The sequence below is a fragment of the Bacteroides sp. AF29-11 genome, assembly GCF_003602895.1.
GTDB classification, from domain to species: domain Bacteria; phylum Bacteroidota; class Bacteroidia; order Bacteroidales; family Bacteroidaceae; genus Bacteroides; species Bacteroides uniformis.
This window is the reverse complement of the sequence record NZ_QTLY01000006.1, coordinates 132,653-149,731: the sequence shown is the minus strand read 5'-3', so window position 1 is coordinate 149,731 and position 17,079 is coordinate 132,653. Positions and strand designations below refer to the sequence as shown.

The window sequence follows — 17,079 nt, the reverse complement described above, 5'->3', positions numbered from 1 at the left end:
CTTATTTTGAAAATCTAACAAGGATTTGGAGAGAGAAATGTGCATGTTGATAACTTTTTGGGAAATATTTTTGTTAGCTGTGATAGAGGTTGTAATTTTAGGCTCTCAATAGAAAGGATATATATGCAAGATTTTGTTCATTTACATGTCCATACCCAATACTCTCTTCTGGATGGTCAGGCAAGTGTCAGCAGGCTGGTTGACAAGGCCATGAAGGATGGTATGAAAGGCATTGCCGTGACCGACCATGGAAATATGTTCGGTATCAAGGAGTTCACCAACTATGTCAACAAGAAGAACAGCGGGCCAAAGGGGGAGATAAAGGACCTCAAGAAAAGGATTGCCGGTATTGAAAGCGGTGAGATAGAGTGTGAAGACAAGGAAGCGGAGATTGCCGATTGTCGTGCCAAGATGGCAGAAGCGGAAAGCAAGCTGTTCAAGCCGATTGTAGGCTGTGAAATGTATGTGGCCCGCCGAACCATGGATAAGAAGGAGGGGAAGCCGGACCAGAGTGGCTATCACCTGATTGTGCTGGCAAAGAATGAGAAGGGGTATCACAATCTGATAAAACTTGTATCGCATGCCTGGACAAGGGGATACTATATGCGTCCGCGTACAGACCGCAGTGAACTGGAAAAGTACCATGAGGGGCTGATTGTCTGCTCGGCTTGTATCGGTGGCGAGGTTCCTAAGAAGATTATCAATGACCAGCTGGAAGAGGCAGAAGAAGCTGTACGCTGGTATAAGAATCTGTTTGGCGATGATTACTATCTGGAGCTTCAGCGCCATAAAGCCACTGTTCCCCGTGCCAACCACGAAGCCTATCCGCTTCAGCAGAAGGCGAATGCCAAGTTGCTGGAGCTTGCCCGGAAATATGACATTAAGGTTATCTGCTCCAATGACGTCCACTTTGTGGATGAAGAGAATGCAGAAGCGCACGACCGCCTGATTTGTCTGAGCACGGGTAAAGACCTGGATGACCCTACCCGAATGCTTTATACCAAGCAGGAATGGATGAAGACAAAGGCTGAGATGAACGCCTTGTTTGAGGATGTTCCCGAAGCCTTGTCCAATACCTTGGAGATTTTGGACAAGGTGGAATATTATTCCATCGACCACGCTCCTATTATGCCTACGTTTGCTATTCCGGAAGATTTCGGAACGGAAGAGGGCTATCGGCAGAAATATACCGAAAAGGACTTATTTGATGAGTTTACCCAGGATGAAAACGGCAAGGTGGTGCTGGATGAGGATGCCGCCAATGCCAAGATAAAGCGTCTGGGGGGCTACGACAAGCTGTACCGTATCAAGCTGGAAGCCGACTATCTGGCAAAATTGGCATTCGACGGTGCTAAAAAACTGTACGGTGATCCCTTGTCCGACGAGGTGAAGGAACGTCTGGTCTTTGAGCTGTACATCATGAAGACGATGGGTTTCCCGGGATACTTCTTGATTGTGCAGGACTTTATCAATGCCGCCCGCACACAGCTGGGCGTTTCGGTGGGACCGGGACGTGGTTCGGCTGCCGGCTCGGCGGTGGCCTATTGCTTGGGCATCACGAAAATAGACCCGATTCAATACGACCTTCTGTTCGAGCGTTTCTTGAATCCCGACCGTATCTCTTTGCCTGATATCGATGTGGACTTCGATGATGACGGGCGTGGAGAAGTGCTCCGCTGGGTGACGGAGAAGTACGGGCAAGAGAAGGTGGCGCACATCATTACATATGGCACGATGGCGACCAAGATGGCCATCAAGGACGTGGCGCGCGTGCAGAAACTGCCTTTGAGCGAATCGGACCGTCTGTGCAAGCTCGTGCCGGATAAGATTCCCGACAAGAAACTCAACCTGCCCAATGCCATTGCCTACGTGCCCGAATTGCAGGCTGCGGAGGCTTCGCCCGATCCCCTGGTGCGCGATACGATGAAATATGCCAAGATGCTGGAAGGTAATGTACGCGGTACGGGTGTGCATGCCTGCGGTACTATTATTTGCCGTGACGACATCACGGATTGGGTACCCGTCAGCACGGCGGATGATAAGGAGACGGGCGAGAAGATGCTCGTTACCCAATACGAAGGTTCCGTCATCGAAGATACGGGACTTATCAAGATGGACTTCCTCGGACTGAAAACCTTGTCCATCATTAAGGAAGCCGTTGCCAATGTACGTCTGCACCGCGGCTTGGAACTCGACATCGACAAGATATCCATTTCCGACCCTGCTACCTATAAACTCTATTGCGACGGCCGCACCATCGGTACGTTCCAGTTTGAATCGGCCGGTATGCAGAAATATCTGCGTGAGTTGCAACCGAGCACTTTCGAGGACTTGATTGCCATGAACGCCCTCTACCGTCCGGGACCTATGGATTATATCCCCGACTTCATCGACCGTAAGTGGGGACGCAAGCCCATCGAGTATGACATCCCCATCATGGAGAAGTATCTGAAGGATACCTACGGCATTACGGTCTACCAGGAGCAGGTCATGCTTCTGTCGCGTTTGCTGGCAGACTTCACCCGTGGTGAGTCCGATGCCTTACGTAAGGCGATGGGTAAGAAACTGCGTGACAAGCTGGACCACATGAAGCCGAAATTCATTTCGGGTGGACAAAAGAACGGCCACGACCCGAAAGTGCTTGAGAAAATCTGGGCCGACTGGGAAAAGTTTGCGTCCTATGCCTTCAACAAGTCACATGCCACTTGCTATTCGTGGGTGGCCTATCAGACGGCTTTCCTCAAGGCCAACTATCCGGCCGAATACATGGCGGCGGTCATGAGCCGAAGTTTGGCGAATATTACCGATATAACCAAACTGATGGATGAATGCAAGGCAATGGGCATCAATACATTGGGGCCGGATGTGAATGAAAGTAACCTGAAGTTCACCGTGAACAAGGAAGGCAATATCCGTTTTGGTCTTGGCGCGGTGAAAGGGGTAGGCGAGGGTGCTGTGCAGAGCATCATGGAGGAACGCGAGAAGAATGGTCCTTTCAAGGGTATATTTGATTTTGTGCAGCGTGTCAATCTGACAGCCTGCAACAAGAAGAATCTGGAATGTCTTGCTTTGGCGGGCGGGTTCGACAGCTTCCCGGAGCTGAAGCGAGAGCAGTATTTTGCCGTAAATTCCAAGAACGAGGTCTTCCTCGAAACCTTGGTGCGGTATGGTAACCGTTACCAGGCCGACCAGGCTGCGGCTGCAAACTCCCTGTTCGGTGGTGAGAATGTGGTGGATATCGCCACTCCGGAAATACCGGTAGCGGAACGTTGGAGCGACCTCGACCGTTTGAACCGGGAGCGCGATTTGGTAGGTATCTATCTGTCTGCACATCCGTTGGATGAGTATTCCGTAGTTCTGGAGCATGTTTGCAACACTCACATGGCAGAGCTGGAAGATAAGACGGCACTTGTGGGACGCGAAATAACAATGGGTGGCATCGTGACCGCCGTGCGTCGCGGTATCAGCAAAAATGGAAATCCTTACGGCATAGCCAAGATTGAAGACTATTCCGGTTCGGCAGAGCTTCCTTTCTTCGGAAATGATTGGGTGACCTATCAGGGGTATCTGGGTGAGCGTACCTTCTTGTTCATCAAAGCCCGTTGCCAGCCCAAGCAATGGCGGCAGGATGAGTTGGAGCTGAAGATAACCTCCATGGAACTGTTGCCTGACGTCAAGGAGAAACTGATTGAGAAGATCACCATTCTCATTCCGCTGAGTGTGCTGAACAAGGCTTTGATAACTGAACTGGCAGAACTGACCAAGGAACGTCCGGGCAGTACGGAGCTTTATTTCAAAGTCAGAGATGAGGATAGCAAGATGACGGTCGATTTGATTTCCCGTCCCGTGAAGCTTTCCGTGGGGCGTGAACTGATTACTTATTTAAAAGAGCGTTCGGATCTTGAGTTCAGGATTAATTAGTTATCTTTGTTGGAAAACGAAGATAGGCTGCATCTCAGCATAAAAAATGAACTAGTTCATTTTGTTTTGCATTCGGTTTGCACTATCTTTGCTTCGAAAGCGAAGGTTGATAAAACGCAATTGACAGTAAATTAATAATTATAGTTGACATTTAATATTAAAAGAAATGGCTTTAGAAATTACAGACAGCAATTTTCAAGAAATCCTGGCAGAGGGAAAGCCGGTCGTTATGGATTTCTGGGCACCTTGGTGCGGCCCTTGTAAGATGGTGGGACCAATCATCGATGAATTGGCTACTGAATATGAAGGAAAGGTGATTATTGGCAAATGTGACGTGGATGAGAACGGTGATGTGGCTGCCGAATATGGCATACGCAACATCCCTACAGTCTTGTTCTTCAAGAATGGAGAGCTGGTGGACAAGCAGGTAGGTTCTGCTCCGAAATCTGCTTACGTGGCCAAGATAGAAGCGATATTATAAGGTACTATTTGACGATTTACTATTTACGATTTACCCTTTTGGCATCATGGCGCCGCCAAATAGTAAATAGTAAATCGTCAAATAGTCAATAACATTAACCCTTTAAGCAATAGTAAGTATGGGAATGGAAGACGATTTTTTGCAGAATGATGTCGATGATGAAAAGACCATCGAGTACATCAAGAATTATTTGCCGCAGGAGTTGAAAGAGAAGTTCTCTGACGACGAGTTCTATTATTTTCTCGATTTGATTGACGAGTACTATTCCGAGAGCGGCATCCTTGATGCACAGCCGGATGCGGATGGGTACATCGAGATTGATTTGGGGAAAATCGTGGACTATATTGTCAAGGAAGCCCATAAGGATGAGATGGGTGACTATGATCCGGAAGAAATCCTTTTCATCGTACAAGGTGAGATGGAATATACGGAATCTTTGGACGAAGAATAGTCTGTATCAAAAGTATAGGAAAATCGCGGATGGGCATGGCTTCATCCGCGATTTTTTGTTTTTATGTGACCGGTGGCGTATTCAGAAAAAAGAAGATGGACGTGCCGATGAGAATGACACCCAATACACCGTAGAACAGGCGGGCTTGTCGCCGCCCTACATTTTGTACGATAAACTGGGTGTTTCGGGCAGTAAAGAACCAGTTCCAGTCCAATATGGCTGCCAGCAAGGCGATGATGCCTGCGACGGCGAAAATCCCTTGAACGATGTATTGGCTCATCAGAAATAAGAATTAAGAATTAAAAATTAAAGCGGGGGAAAAGCATGCCTTATTCAAAGCTCTCTAACGTGACTTCCCGCTCTCCGTTCTCCACTTCTTCGATGGTGACCTTGATGGTGTTGCCCGGCAAGAGTTCCTCTACCAGCTCCGGCCATTCTATGAAGCAGAGGGCGCCGCTGTAGAAGTAATCTTCGTAACCCATGTCATACACTTCTTCCAGTTTCTTGATGCGGTAGAAGTCGAAATGGTAAATCAGTTCACCGGCAGTGTCGGAACGGTATTCGTTGACAATGGCGAAGGTAGGGGAGGTGATGACGTCGGAAACGCCCAACTCCTCGCAAACGGCTTTGATGAAAGTTGTCTTGCCCGCCCCCATTTTTCCGTAAAGAGCGAAGACGGTATTATCACCCATTTCAGCGATGAACTGGCGGGCGGCTTCGTGAATCTGGTCTAATGACTGAATTTTGATTTCCATTGTGTCTTTTGATTTAGCGTTGCAAATATAGCCAAAAACTTTTTCCTGTCTTGCAAATGGCATAGATAATGATGGAAAAGAATATGATGGATGCACCCGAGGGGACATTCAAGTAGAAAGAAATCATCAGCCCGCCCAGGCAACTGAGGTAACCGATGCCGATGGAAAGCCAGATGATGCGGTGGAACCGGTGCGAGAACAAGTTGGCGGTCATCTGCGGAACGGTGAGCAGTGAAATAACCAGCACGATGCCCACCATGCGCAGGCATGCCACGATGGTCAGCGCAATGAACATCATCAGTACATATTCGAATACCTGCACCGGAATACCTTGCGAGCGGGCAAACTCCCGGTCGAAGGCTACGTAGATGATGGGATGGAGATACAGCGCGAAAAACAGTATCAGCAGCAGGGCAAGCCCTCCCAATAGAGCGATGTCGCTCCAGGTAATCGTGAGAATGTTGCCGAAGAGATAGGCGGACAAGTCGGGTGCGAATCCCGGCGAGAGGAAAGTGAACATGATGCCCAGTGCCATGCCCAATGTCCAGAATACGGCAATGGCGGAGTCTTCCCGCATGTCCTTCCGTTTGCTGAGCCACTCTACACCGAAAGCGGACAAGACTGCAAACAAGGCTGCCGACAGAATGGGGGAAATGCCGGTATACAATCCCAGGCCGATACCGCCAAAAGATGCATGCGTCAATCCGCCGCTGATGAACACTAGTCTCCGGGTAACGATGTACGTGCCTATCAGCCCGCAAGCAATGCTTGCCAGCAGACTGCCGATGAGGGCATGTTGGAAAAAAGTGTATTGCAGTAGCTCCATTTATTCAATTAAAAATTAAGAATTAAAAATTAAAAGTTGGATGTGGAGTGTTAGGAATGGGGGGTGAGACGGCGTTCGCCGATGATGAGGAACACTTCATCCTTGATGTTATCCGGCAAGGCTATGCCACGCAGTTGCAGGCTGCGCACCCATCCGGCTACGTCCGTGTCTTGCATGGTGTAGAACACGTCGCGGAACTCGTCTTCCTGCTCGGGAGTATAGGCATCGGGAGCGGTGCCGATGTATTTGTCCAGTTCTTCGTCATCGTAATATTCTATTTGCTTGCTGACGGCTGCCAGCAGGCTGTCACGTTCGCAGATTTCATGCTGTCCGCAGCACTCGGCATCCACTTCCTGCACTTCGGGCATGGCGTCCAGTTCGCCGCGGTCTATCTTCTTCTGCAGTTTCCGGTTGCGTATAATTCCGGCTGTGGCTGCCACGAGGGCAAGGACAATCAGGCTAATAATCAATATCCACATGGGCTTCCTTTTCTTGAAAAACATGTTCCATTAATAGAACGGACAAAGATACACATTGTTTTGTACACGACAAAATAATGAGTCAGATTGCAGGTAGGCAGATTACTTCCACCCGACGCAGGCATTACTTGCCTGGAACGCAGTATAAAACTACTTTGGATGCATCCTAATCTTAGAATGTATCCTTTATTCCTAAGAATAAAGGTTATATTCTTAAGAATAAAGGCTGTATTTCTAAGAATAAAAGCTTTATTCTAAGATTGCATTGCATCTTGGCAGACTTTAAATCCCGCCTTTTGCAAGTCTTCCCAGTAAGCAGGGTAAGATTTGGTAACGACCTGTGGTTCATTTATCCGTATTTGGGGCAGTACAAGGCAGGCGGGGGCAAATGCCATGGCCATACGGTGGTCTTCGTAGGTGGCGATGACGGGGTCAGCGTCTGCCGGGCAGCGTTCGCCATCCCACAACAAGATGCTGTCTTGCTCGGAGCGCACGACGTAACCCAGTTTACGCAGTTCCGTAATGAGGGCGGTGATACGGTCGGTCTCCTTTATTTTGAGGCTTTGCAGTCCAGTGAAGCGGAAAGGGATGTCCATCAGGCAGCAGGTGACGACAAAGGTCTGCGCCAGGTCCGGGATGTCCACCATGTCTTCGTCGAGACGGGTGGCGGGAGTACCCTTATGGGTCAGTCTTACTCCCTGGTCTGTATATTCGGTATGGACGCCGAGGCGGGCAAAGACTTCCGCGCCGCGGCTGTCGCCTTGATAGCTGTGGGCGAAGAGACCGAGCAGTTCGATTTCTGCCGTATGCGCTTCTTCCTTCGTGCTGTCTTCACTTTCTTTCGCGCTACTTCTGTCTCCCCCTTTCATTTTTATTTTTTCATTTTTAATTCCTTCTATTGCCATCATCTGATACCAGTAAGAGGCGGCGCTCCAATCGCTTTCCACGGTGAAAGGAGTATCTGTGTATCCGCCGGGGCTGACGGTGATACAATCTTTGGAGGCCCAGTCGGTTTGGGCACCGAAGTCGCGCATCAGTTGCAGGGTCAGGTTGATGTAAGGGCGGGAGATGATGTCGCCCGTTAGGTGCAGGCGTAATCCTTGGGGGAGTACGGCGCCAATCATCAGCAGGGCGGATATATATTGGGAACTTACATTTCCGGCAAGGGATATTTCTTCGCCTTTCAATGCTGTGCCGGTGATGCGTAGTGGGGGGAAACCTTCGTTCCCGACGTATTCAATCTGAGCACCGAGTTCGCGCAAGGCGTCTACCAGTATGCGGATGGGGCGTTGCTGCATGCGTTGTGTACCGGTGATGATGCGGGTGCCCGGAGTTACGCTGAGGTAGGCGGTGAGGAAACGCATGGCGGTGCCGGCGGCAAGGATATCTATATGTCCGGGATTTCCGTCGAGGGCGCGAGTCATCACTATGGTGTCGTCACAATCGCTCAGATTGCGGGGCAGGATATTGCCGTGGGCAAGGGAGTGGAGGATGAGTGCCCGGTTACTGATACTTTTGGATGCCGGGAGCTGTATGGCTGCGTGCAGTGAGGCAGGAGCGGAAACGGTATATCGCATGGTCGTATTTGTTAAGTTACGGTGGTAAGGAGTTTTTTTATTGTCACTGCAAAAGTAGGATAAATCTTTGGGAAATGGAAAAAAGGAAACTTGTTTCTGTGGTTTCAATCTTTCGTTTATCTTTGCGGAGGTAAGTCCTGCTATCGGGACGGATAGATATAATTAAGCATCATTCTTATGGAAATAGATTTAACCACCCCCGCCTTGCTGTTTTCGGCCATATCGCTGATTATGCTGGCCTATACCAACCGTTTCTTGTCCTATGCCCAACTGGTGCGCACCTTGAAGGAACAGTACATGGAGAACCCGTCTTCGGTGAAGGCGGCGCAGATTGCCAACCTGAGGAAGCGGCTCTACCTGACGCGTGCCATGCAGGTGGCGGGCATCGGCAGCCTGCTGCTGTGCGTGGTCAGCATGTTCTTTGTCTATATCCGTCTCCATCTGCTTTCGGCCTATATCTTCGGTTTGGCGCTGATATTGCTGATTATTTCGCTGGCCATATCGGTGTACGAAATATATATATCGGTGAAGTCTTTGGAGATACATCTCAACGATATGCACGAGTAGAGGCTCTACGGGATGATGTTCCGTACGGGGAGTTCCAGTTCTCCCCAGTCAATCATGGCATTGAACAGCCTGACAGTAGAGAATGAAGGCAAGTCTTCCGGTCTGATATCTTTTTCCTGCAAGATTCCTTCTTCCAGCAAGGCTGCCCGTTTGGTCCCTTTCAGCAGGGGATGTGCCGGCGTGTACCAGTGGGTACCGTCGGAAAGGGCGATGTTGGCGATGGAGGTGTCTGTCAGCAGGCCTTGTTTCACAATCAGAATGTCGTCGCATGCGCCGCGCAGGGCAAAGAGGCAGTTCAGCGGTTCGCGTCCGGCGCTTTTGTAGGTGTAGTCGATGGTATCGGCCTGCATCAGTGCCAGCGAATGCACGTGCCGCACGGCGTAGGGGGAGTAGCTGAGGTCTTCAATACCTTTTTCACCATACACTACGCGTGCCTTGACGATGCCCGCCCCGGTGATGCCTGCTCCACAGCCGGGAGACGACAGATAATCGGACAGTTGCAGCGGTGTGCTTTCCGGCCAGAAGTGGGCGCGGGTATCGTTCAGCCTTCGGTTGTGGCGGGAAAGGTTGCAGACCCTTCCGTGGTCGATGCGTATGGTCTCAATAAATAGGCACATATATTTTCTGTATTACTTCGTTGTATTCGCTTTCCCACCGGCTTTTGGCGGTGATGCCGCCTCCTGCCTTGAAGTGGAGCTGGCCGTTTTCCTGCTCGATGAAGCGTATCATGACAGCGCTGTCCAGCTGTCCGTCGGCATAATGCCCCATGATGCCGGTGTAGAAGCCCCGGCGGTAGTCTTCGGCCTGGGCGATGATTTCTACGGTTTTGGGCTTGGGGGCGCCGGTGATGGAGCCGGCAGGAAGCAGGCGGAAGATGATGTCGCCCAGGTGTGCGGTGTAGTCTTCGGGCAGGGTGCCGCATATCTCGGAGCTGGTCTGGAGGATGGGGCCCTTATTGGTTTGCAGGCGGTCTATATAGCGGTAGGAGGTCACTTCGACGTGTTCCGAAACCATGCTGAGGTCGTTGCGTATCAGGTCGACGATGGTGGCGTGCTCGGCTGCCTCTTTGGTGTCCTGCATCAAGAGCTGTTCCGCATCGGGCAGGGTAGCGTCGATGGTGCCTTTCATGGGGAAGGACTTTATCTTGCCCTTCTCTATGCGGACAAAGATTTCGGGGGAGAAGCAGACGAACCGGTCTTTCAGCCACAGTTTGTACAAGGCTTCGGAGTGGAGGAATATTTCTTCCAGTGTCAGATTGGTGGTGACGGGTACCCGGCAAGTGAGGTTCGTCAGGTAGCTGTTGCCTGCCAGCAGGTTTTGCTTCACGAGGTCGAACGAATGTCTGTATGCGGCGGGGGAAGGGGGAGTGATGTCCCACTGGATAGGGCCGGCGCATCGGGCGGCTGTGCTTCTGGCAAGGGCTGTTGCAGCTGTCTCCGTGTTGCCTGCCTTCGGGAATTGGAAAAGGCAGGTGGCGGGGTCTATCCGGTCGAGGGGCTCAATGTGCGACTGCTCTTGCGCGTAGTCTACGATGAAGAGGAAGGGCACATTGGCTCCGGCCAGTGCGTTCATGCGGGCGATGGTTTCTGTCCGGCTGTACGTCTTCATGCGTCAATAGACTGCGGAGGCTATCACCTGGATTATCAGAATGAGGAACACCATGGCAATGGGATATACCGTGGCATAGGCCACGCTCGGTATGTTGCTGTCCGTCATGGAGTCGGCGGCGGCAAGGCCGGGCGTACTGGTCATGCCGCCGGTGATGGTGCCCAGCAGGTCGAGAATGTTTATCTTGAACACGAACAGGCCTACGCATACTGCCACCAGCATGGGCACCAGCGTGATGGCGGCGCCTACGCCGAACAAGAGCCAGCCGCTTTCCTGGAACGTGGCCATCAGATTCCGTCCTGCCGATGTCCCTACTTCGGCAAGGAAGAGCAGCAGTCCCAGCTGGCGCAGCAGTTGGTTGGCAGGGCCGGACATGGACCACAGAATGGGGCCGGTCTTTCCGATGGCGCTCAGGAACAAGGCGACCATCAGGATGCCTCCCGTCAGTCCCGGAGAGAACGACAGACTGTCCGAGAAGGAGATGTTGAGCTTGCCGAAGAGCACGCCCAGCACGATGCCCAGGGCGATGGGGAAGAAGTCGGTGTCGGACAGTTGCTTGGTGTCGTTGCCCAGCAGGCGTGCCACTCCCTTGATGCCGTCCTTCTCGCCCACCACCATCAGCTTGTCGCCGAATTTCAGGGCGAGGTCGGGCGAGGGGGAGAGGTCGATGCCGCTTCGGCGGATGCGGGTGACGGTGCAGCCGAAGTTCTTCATCAGGTTGAGGTCGCCCAGCTGCTTGTTTATCATATCCTTCTTGGTGAGCAGCAGGGATTCAATCTCCTGCATGTCTACGAGTGGCAGTTCGCCTTCTTCGCGTTCGCCCACGAGGACGGCGAGCTGGTTTAAGGCCTCTTCGCTACCCACGGCTTGTATGTAGTCTCCCTCGTGCAGGATGGTCTGGGCGGTGGGGATGGCTATCTGCTCGTTGTGCTTGTGGCGTGAGATGACGGCTCCGGTCATGGCGCGCGCATTGATTTGCATCAGGCTCCGGTCGAAGACGGCGGGGTTGGTTACGCGGAACAGACAGGTTGTCAGTTCCGGGAACTGGCTGCGGCGTTCCTTCTCCAACCGGCGCGCCTCCTTGTCGAGGTCGATGCGCATGATACGGGGCAGCAGCTTAACGAAGAGAATCACGCCGATAACGCCGAAAGGATAGGCAATACCGTAAGCGATGGATGCCAGTGGGGAATGGGTGCTGTCAATGGCAACGGCGAGTCCCGGCGTACTGGTCAGGGCACCGGCTATCAGTCCCACGACACTGGGAGTATCGATGTCGAAGGCATATTTCAGTCCTACTGCCGTCAGGGCGGCGGAGCAGATGATGAGCAGGGTGATGATGATAAGCGTCTTGCCCTTGCTCCGGAAGGAGTCGAAAAATCCGGGACCGGCCTGGATGCCGATGGTGAAGATGAAGAGCACCAGTCCGAAGTTTCCTAATTCTTTGGGGATGATGACACCGAAGTGTCCGAACAGCAGGGCAATGAAGATGACGGCGGAGACGTCGAGCGAAAGCCCTTTAATCTTGATTCTTCCCAACATGAAGCCTAAAGCCACAATGAGAAAGAGCGCGAAATAGGAGGAGTTTAACAAGTCAGCAAACATAATCAGTTAAAGAGTTAGGAATTTATGTCACAAAGATAGTGCAAAAAAGTGAGATAGAAAAAGTCTTGCTTCCTTGTGGCATATAAAAAAAGATGATGTGCCATCAACCGTTTTGACACATCATCTTAATATATATATCGGCCTATATGACCGGTATTCCTGCGTGGGGCAGGGCGGTACTTATTTTTCGAGTTCCTTCAGCAGTTCCTCTACGGCAGCTTTCAGCTGTGTGTCTTCTCCCTTCACGATGGTCTCGGGTGAATTGGCTACTTTGATGTCCGGCTCCAGCTGCGAGTTCTCCAGATAGCTGCCGTCCGACAGGCGGTAGCCCACGACGGGGATGCCGAATACCAATGACGGGTCTTGCAGGCGTTCCCACGACACGCTGGTCATGGTTCCCGGCACGGGCATGCCTACCAGCTTGCCCAGTCCGCGGTGGCTGTAAACCCACGGCGTGCCGTGCGCATTGGAGTAGTTGGCCTCGCACATCACCATGATGGAGGGTTTGTTCCAGCGGCGGCTGGGCATGTCGCACGTCTCGCGACCGCGCACCACTTGGGTGAAGTATTTTTGTCCACTGAAAAGTATTTCTATATCCTCGTGCAAGCGTCCACCGCCATTGAAACGGGTGTCGATGACGATGCCTTCGCGGTTGTTGTATTTTCCCAGGATGTCCGAGTAGACGGAACGGAAACTGTCGTCTCCCATAGACTCGATGTGCACGTAACCCAATCGGCCACCCGACCATCGGTCAACGTCTGCCGCACGCTGTTTCACCCAGCGGCTGTAGAGTAAATCGCTGAACGCACCGTTCGTAATGGGGATAATGACCTCTTCCCAGCGTTCCTTGGTCTGTGGGTCGAAGAGGGAAACAAGTGTCTTCTTCCGTGCCTTGTTGTTGAGCAGCGTGTAGTAGTCCGCATCGGGGGTGATTTCCACGCCGTCTATCTTCTCGATGACTGTGCCGGCTTTCACCCGGGTGTTGGCTGTGTCGAAGGGGCCTTTCTCCACTACTTCGGCAATGAGCATGCCCTTGCCCGTGTAGTTCCAGTCGAAGAACAGTCCCAGGCTGGCAGTAGGTTCGGATTGCCCTTTGGGATAGAAACGGCCGCCGGTGTGAGATACGTTCAGCTCGCCCAGCCATTCGCTCAGCAGTTCGGCAAAGTCATAATTGTTGTCGATATGGGGCAGGAAGCGGCGATAGGCGGCGGTCATCTTGTCCCAGTCCACTCCGTGCATCGAGGTGTTGTAGAATCGCTTCTGCTGTTGGCGGTACACGTGGTCGAACATGTATTCGCGCTCCGCAGCCAGGTCCATCTTGGCATCTACCTGGAAGGTGATGGGGGTCAGCGCGTCAGATGAAGTGTCCATTTTCTGCATCTTGTGGCTACCCAGCAGGAAGAGGCTCTTGCCGTCCTTGTCCAGCTGCATGTCCGCCCATCCGGCATCCATCTTGTGCAGCAGGCGGGTCTCTTTCTTGCGCAGATTCATCTTCCAGAGGTCGTAGCCGCCTTCGAAGGCTGCCAGGTAGTAGAGTGTCTCGCCATCCTTGGAGATGATGGTGCTGCCCATGTCGGAAGAATTCGGGGTGAGGCGCACCACACGGTCTTCGATGCTTTTCAGCTCTACGACGATGTCTTTCGGCTGGTCATCTTTTTCGTCAGCATTGCTGTCTTTCTTGTCGTCTTTCTTCTTTTTATCCTTGTTTTTGTCTTGGGGGGTGTCTTTTCCGGCAGACTTCTTTTGTTCCTTCTCCAGCTCCTTGCGCAGTTCGTAGTCTTCTTTGCTCAGGCAGTATTTGTCGTAGGCGTCTTGGTTGAGGAAGACGAGCATGGCGTCGTTCAGCGAGCCCCATGAGGCATGGGCACGCATGCCGTAGCGTTCGGTGGTGAAAAGGATGGCGTTGCCGTCCAGCGCAAAGCGGGGATAGCCGCTCATGTAGCCGCTATTGGTGAGGTTGATGATGTCTTTGCCTCCCTCTGCGCTGACCAGGCCGATGTCGGAGTAGGGGTCGTGCTTGTTACCCGTGAACTCAAGTGTAAACCATTTACCGTCCGGCGACCATGCGTAGTCAAATCCTCCGCCGGTGCTGTACCAGGTGGAGCCGTCCGTAATCTGGCGCACCTTCTTCGTCTCCAGATTGAGCACCATCAGCCGGATGCGGTCTTCGATGAAGGCGAGTTCCTTGCCGTCGGGCGAGAATTGCGGATAGGCACGTTCCACGGTGGTGGAGGGCAGCAGCACTTCTTCTTCAATCAGCGTGGCGTTCGGGAAGTTAGGGTCTTCCTTGCGGGCTATCTTGGCAAGGTAGAGCTGCCAGTTGCCGCCTCGCTCGCTGGCGTAGGCCAGGGTGCGGTTGTCCGTCGCAAAGGAGAGGCCCGCTTCGCGTGCCGGTGTGTGCGTCACCTGCTTGGTAGTGGCATAGTCTGCCGAAGTGACAAAGACTTCTCCGCGCAGCGTGAAGGCAATCTGCTTTCCGTCCGGGGACACAACGGCAGAGGTGGCTCCGTCGGAAGACTGCAGGTTGGCGAATTGCGGCCGGTCATCGCGCACAATCTCTATAGCGACTTTCTTCGGGGTGGCATCCGGCTGCTGGGTATAGATTTCGCCGTCGTAACCGTAGCACAACGTCCCGCCGTCACTCATGGAGAGGAAGCGCACGGGATGTGTCTTGAAGCTGGTGATGGGCTTCACCTCTCGGGGCTGTGCCAGCGGGAAGGCATACACGTTGAATGAGCCGCCGTTTCTCTCACTCAGAAAGTAAACCGTTCTTCCATCGGGTGACAACACCGGGTTGCGGTCTTCGCCCGCGCGGTCGGTGAGGTTGGTATGGATACCCGTCTTTGCATCATACAGCCAGATGTCGCGGGTGATGGAGGAGGTGTGGTGCTTTCTCCATTCATCTTCAAATCCCTTGCGGTCTTGGTAGAGGAACTGCTGGCCCGCCTTGTCGAAGCAGACCGCTTCGGCAGGGGTACTCAGCACTTGCTCCGTACGCCCTCCCGTTGCAGGTACTTTGTAAAGCTCGGTCATGGCCGAAGTGGGGAAAAGAGCGCTGCTTGCCGGGTCCTGGATGGATGCGGAAAACAAGATATACTTTCCGTCCGGAGTGAATGTGGAGGGTATCTCACCGGTGGAGTGGGTAGTGAGCCGTTGGGCGGTTCCGCCGTCTGCCGGCATCACGAATACGTCGAAGTTGCCGTATCTGTCGCTGGCAAAGGCTATTTGTTTGCCGTCCGGCGACCATATGGGGGTACATTCGTAGCTCTCTTGGGTAGTAAGCTGTGTGGCGGTTCCACCTTTGGCCGGCACCTTGTAGATGTCTCCTTTGTAGCAGAATGCGATTTCCGTACCGTCGGGAGAGATTTGCACATCGCGCATCCAGAGCGGCGTGGCGGCATGTCCGGCAATGGCAGTAAGGCCTAGTGCAAGGATTGCAAGGGTTTTCTTCATAAGTGTGTGGGTTGATGTTAATATAGAATGTTTATAAACGTCATGATGCTGTCCACAAGGCAAGGAGCGAGGTACGTCATTTCATACCTCGTGCCTTGTATATCTGTTCTTTGGCATTGTTGATGCTTTGGAACTTCTCTTCTGCGGCTTTCTTGATGTCTTCGCCCAGCGTTGCCACCCGGTCGGGATGGTGTTTCAAGGCTAGGCGGCGGTAAGCGGCACGCACTTCGTCATTGGTGGCAGTGGGTTCAATTTCAAGTACTTTGTAGGCCTCGTTCAGTGAGCTACCGCCTAGGTTAAGCATGGATTCCACTTCCTTGACGGATAGTCCCATGTACATGGCCACTTCTTTCAAGGCTTCTATCTCCTCGTTGCAGACGTGTCCGTCGCTTTTGGCAATTTCTACCAAGAATACCAGCAGTTGCAAGCGTTCCTCGTATGTCAGGTTGGCGGCAATCTGCGTTCCACAGTCACGGATGGTGTTTTTAAATGCCAGTGGGTTTTGTCTGTCCATCTGCTTGCGCTGTTCGAAGAGGTTGAGCAGTATCCGTTCTCCCTCGCCCACGGCAGCCTCACCGAATGTGCTTCTCAGAAAGCGGCGGACGAATTCCATTTCACTATGCATGATGCGCCCGTCTGCACGGATAATGTACGAAGCCATCACGAGCATGGAGAAGAGGAAACTGTTCCGTTGCCCGGTATAGGTAGTGCCGTGCGTTGGTTCTTCTCCATAATAACTGCCTGCGTCACTTGAATCGGTGTCGAACAGTGAACCGAATACAAAACCTGCCAAGGCTCCCAGCGGTCCTCCGGCCATGAAGCCGATGATGCCGCCTATCCATTTAGCTGCTCCCATAATTTTTCTTGTTTAAAGTGCAAAAATAGAGATTTCTTACGAGAATTCCAGTAATTTGATGAGCTATTCCCGCTGAAGCGAATAGGCACCGTCTTCTTTTTGTACATATTCAGCATATTTATGGCAGCAAGTCTGTCATTAAGAAATACTATAAAAATTAAGGAGTTAAGTCTTAGACTTAACTCCTTAATGCTCAACAGTCGGGATGACAAGATTCGAACTTGCGACCACACGCCCCCCAGACGCGTACTCTACCGGGCTGAGCTACATCCCGTCTTTCTTTGAATTGCGGTGCAAAGGTACGTATTTATGGGGATTCTGCAAATTTTCTTCCTCTTTTTTTGTATTAATAATGAGTTTTTTTCTTTTGATATGCGTAACTTGTTGTTTTGTAGTTGATTATCAGCCGCTGTGATGTTGATTGTTGTTTGTATTTGTTTATATACAGTCTACTTTAATATTTTAGGAAAGTTTTAGGGAGAAAACGTGGCAGAAATTAGGTA

General features: G+C 52.0%; 14 protein-coding genes and 1 tRNA gene. 4 read left to right on the top strand and 11 right to left on the bottom strand.

The window, feature by feature from the left end; genetic code table 11:
* Positions 1-123: 123 nt before the first annotated feature.
* The 3 genes from dnaE to DWZ03_RS11605 all read left to right on the top strand — a co-directional run bounded on the left by dnaE (position 124) and on the right by DWZ03_RS11605 (position 4,853).
* A complete protein-coding gene (gene dnaE, locus DWZ03_RS11620; RefSeq protein ID WP_009037192.1) occupies positions 124-3,921 on the top strand; it encodes a DNA polymerase III subunit alpha in 3,798 nt (1,265 codons plus the stop codon).
* A gap of 166 nt (positions 3,922-4,087) precedes the next feature.
* Positions 4,088-4,402, top strand: a complete 315-nt coding sequence (gene trxA, locus DWZ03_RS11610) for a thioredoxin (protein ID WP_005824191.1) — start codon at positions 4,088-4,090, stop codon at positions 4,400-4,402.
* 118 nt (positions 4,403-4,520) lie between these two features.
* Positions 4,521-4,853, top strand: a complete 333-nt coding sequence (locus DWZ03_RS11605; protein WP_005824189.1) for a hypothetical protein — start codon at positions 4,521-4,523, stop codon at positions 4,851-4,853.
* A 61-nt stretch (positions 4,854-4,914) separates the two neighbouring features.
* On the opposite strand, the gene DWZ03_RS11600 is transcribed toward DWZ03_RS11605, so the two are convergent.
* From DWZ03_RS11600 to DWZ03_RS11580, 5 genes are all read right to left on the bottom strand, one after another.
* Positions 4,915-5,133: an immunity 17 family protein gene (locus tag DWZ03_RS11600; RefSeq protein ID WP_005835118.1), complete on the bottom strand. Its 219-nt coding sequence runs from the start codon at positions 5,131-5,133 to the stop codon at positions 4,915-4,917.
* Positions 5,134-5,182: 49 nt separating this feature from the next.
* On the bottom strand, positions 5,183-5,608 hold the full coding sequence (gene tsaE / locus DWZ03_RS11595; RefSeq protein ID WP_016274159.1) for a tRNA (adenosine(37)-N6)-threonylcarbamoyltransferase complex ATPase subunit type 1 TsaE: 426 nt from the start codon (positions 5,606-5,608) through the stop codon (positions 5,183-5,185).
* Between the two features lie 13 nt (positions 5,609-5,621).
* Positions 5,622-6,434 (bottom strand): metal ABC transporter permease, encoded by an 813-nt coding sequence (locus tag DWZ03_RS11590; protein ID WP_016274158.1) that lies wholly within the window; start codon positions 6,432-6,434, stop codon positions 5,622-5,624.
* 50 nt (positions 6,435-6,484) lie between these two features.
* Positions 6,485-6,913, bottom strand: a complete 429-nt coding sequence (locus tag DWZ03_RS11585; RefSeq protein WP_117588708.1) for a phospholipase — start codon at positions 6,911-6,913, stop codon at positions 6,485-6,487.
* Positions 6,914-7,167: 254 nt separating this feature from the next.
* Positions 7,168-8,490: a 3-phosphoshikimate 1-carboxyvinyltransferase gene (locus DWZ03_RS11580; protein ID WP_120130083.1), complete on the bottom strand. Its 1,323-nt coding sequence runs from the start codon at positions 8,488-8,490 to the stop codon at positions 7,168-7,170.
* Between the two features lie 177 nt (positions 8,491-8,667).
* Between DWZ03_RS11580 and DWZ03_RS11575 the strand changes: the two genes are divergently transcribed.
* Positions 8,668-9,057 carry a DUF2721 domain-containing protein gene (locus DWZ03_RS11575; protein ID WP_005824170.1) on the top strand — a complete coding sequence of 130 codons (390 nt, stop codon included), beginning with the start codon at positions 8,668-8,670 and terminating at the stop codon, positions 9,055-9,057.
* Positions 9,058-9,062: 5 nt separating this feature from the next.
* On the opposite strand, the gene DWZ03_RS11570 is transcribed toward DWZ03_RS11575, so the two are convergent.
* The 6 genes from DWZ03_RS11570 to DWZ03_RS11545 form a co-directional block, all read right to left on the bottom strand.
* Positions 9,063-9,674, bottom strand: coding sequence for an aminotransferase class IV family protein (locus DWZ03_RS11570; protein WP_005824168.1), 612 nt, complete (start codon positions 9,672-9,674; stop codon positions 9,063-9,065).
* Positions 9,658-10,665 (bottom strand): aminodeoxychorismate synthase component I, encoded by a 1,008-nt coding sequence (locus DWZ03_RS11565; protein WP_005824166.1) that lies wholly within the window; start codon positions 10,663-10,665, stop codon positions 9,658-9,660. The genes DWZ03_RS11570 and DWZ03_RS11565 overlap by 17 nt, the downstream gene beginning before the upstream one ends.
* A gap of 3 nt (positions 10,666-10,668) precedes the next feature.
* On the bottom strand, positions 10,669-12,267 hold the full coding sequence (locus DWZ03_RS11560; RefSeq protein WP_005824164.1) for an aspartate:alanine exchanger family transporter: 1,599 nt from the start codon (positions 12,265-12,267) through the stop codon (positions 10,669-10,671).
* Between the two features lie 180 nt (positions 12,268-12,447).
* Positions 12,448-15,720, bottom strand: a complete 3,273-nt coding sequence (locus DWZ03_RS11555) for a S41 family peptidase (protein WP_120130080.1) — start codon at positions 15,718-15,720, stop codon at positions 12,448-12,450.
* 76 nt (positions 15,721-15,796) lie between these two features.
* Positions 15,797-16,576 carry a DnaJ domain-containing protein gene (locus DWZ03_RS11550; protein ID WP_005824158.1) on the bottom strand — a complete coding sequence of 260 codons (780 nt, stop codon included), beginning with the start codon at positions 16,574-16,576 and terminating at the stop codon, positions 15,797-15,799.
* 200 nt (positions 16,577-16,776) lie between these two features.
* A tRNA-Pro gene (locus DWZ03_RS11545) sits at positions 16,777-16,850 on the bottom strand.
* Between the last annotated feature and the right edge of the window lie 229 nt (positions 16,851-17,079).

Excerpts from the sequence above, each read along its gene's own strand:
- DWZ03_RS11580 (WP_120130083.1), bottom strand. The coding sequence starts at position 8,490 with ATGCGATATACCGTTTCCGCTCCTGCCTCACTGCACGCAGCCATACAG.
- DWZ03_RS11590 (WP_016274158.1), bottom strand. The coding sequence starts at position 6,434 with ATGGAGCTACTGCAATACACTTTTTTCCAACATGCCCTCATCGGCAGT.
- DWZ03_RS11575 (WP_005824170.1), top strand. The coding sequence starts at position 8,668 with ATGGAAATAGATTTAACCACCCCCGCCTTGCTGTTTTCGGCCATATCG.
- DWZ03_RS11565 (WP_005824166.1), bottom strand. The coding sequence starts at position 10,665 with ATGAAGACGTACAGCCGGACAGAAACCATCGCCCGCATGAACGCACTG.
- DWZ03_RS11550 (WP_005824158.1), bottom strand. The coding sequence starts at position 16,576 with ATGGGAGCAGCTAAATGGATAGGCGGCATCATCGGCTTCATGGCCGGA.
- DWZ03_RS11570 (WP_005824168.1), bottom strand. The coding sequence starts at position 9,674 with ATGTGCCTATTTATTGAGACCATACGCATCGACCACGGAAGGGTCTGC.
- DWZ03_RS11555 (WP_120130080.1), bottom strand. The coding sequence starts at position 15,720 with ATGAAGAAAACCCTTGCAATCCTTGCACTAGGCCTTACTGCCATTGCC.
- DWZ03_RS11600 (WP_005835118.1), bottom strand. The coding sequence starts at position 5,133 with ATGAGCCAATACATCGTTCAAGGGATTTTCGCCGTCGCAGGCATCATC.
- DWZ03_RS11585 (WP_117588708.1), bottom strand. The coding sequence starts at position 6,913 with ATGTGGATATTGATTATTAGCCTGATTGTCCTTGCCCTCGTGGCAGCC.
- DWZ03_RS11560 (WP_005824164.1), bottom strand. The coding sequence starts at position 12,267 with ATGTTTGCTGACTTGTTAAACTCCTCCTATTTCGCGCTCTTTCTCATT.
- tsaE (WP_016274159.1), bottom strand. The coding sequence starts at position 5,608 with ATGGAAATCAAAATTCAGTCATTAGACCAGATTCACGAAGCCGCCCGC.
- dnaE (WP_009037192.1), top strand. The coding sequence starts at position 124 with ATGCAAGATTTTGTTCATTTACATGTCCATACCCAATACTCTCTTCTG.
- DWZ03_RS11605 (WP_005824189.1), top strand. The coding sequence starts at position 4,521 with ATGGGAATGGAAGACGATTTTTTGCAGAATGATGTCGATGATGAAAAG.
- trxA (WP_005824191.1), top strand. The coding sequence starts at position 4,088 with ATGGCTTTAGAAATTACAGACAGCAATTTTCAAGAAATCCTGGCAGAG.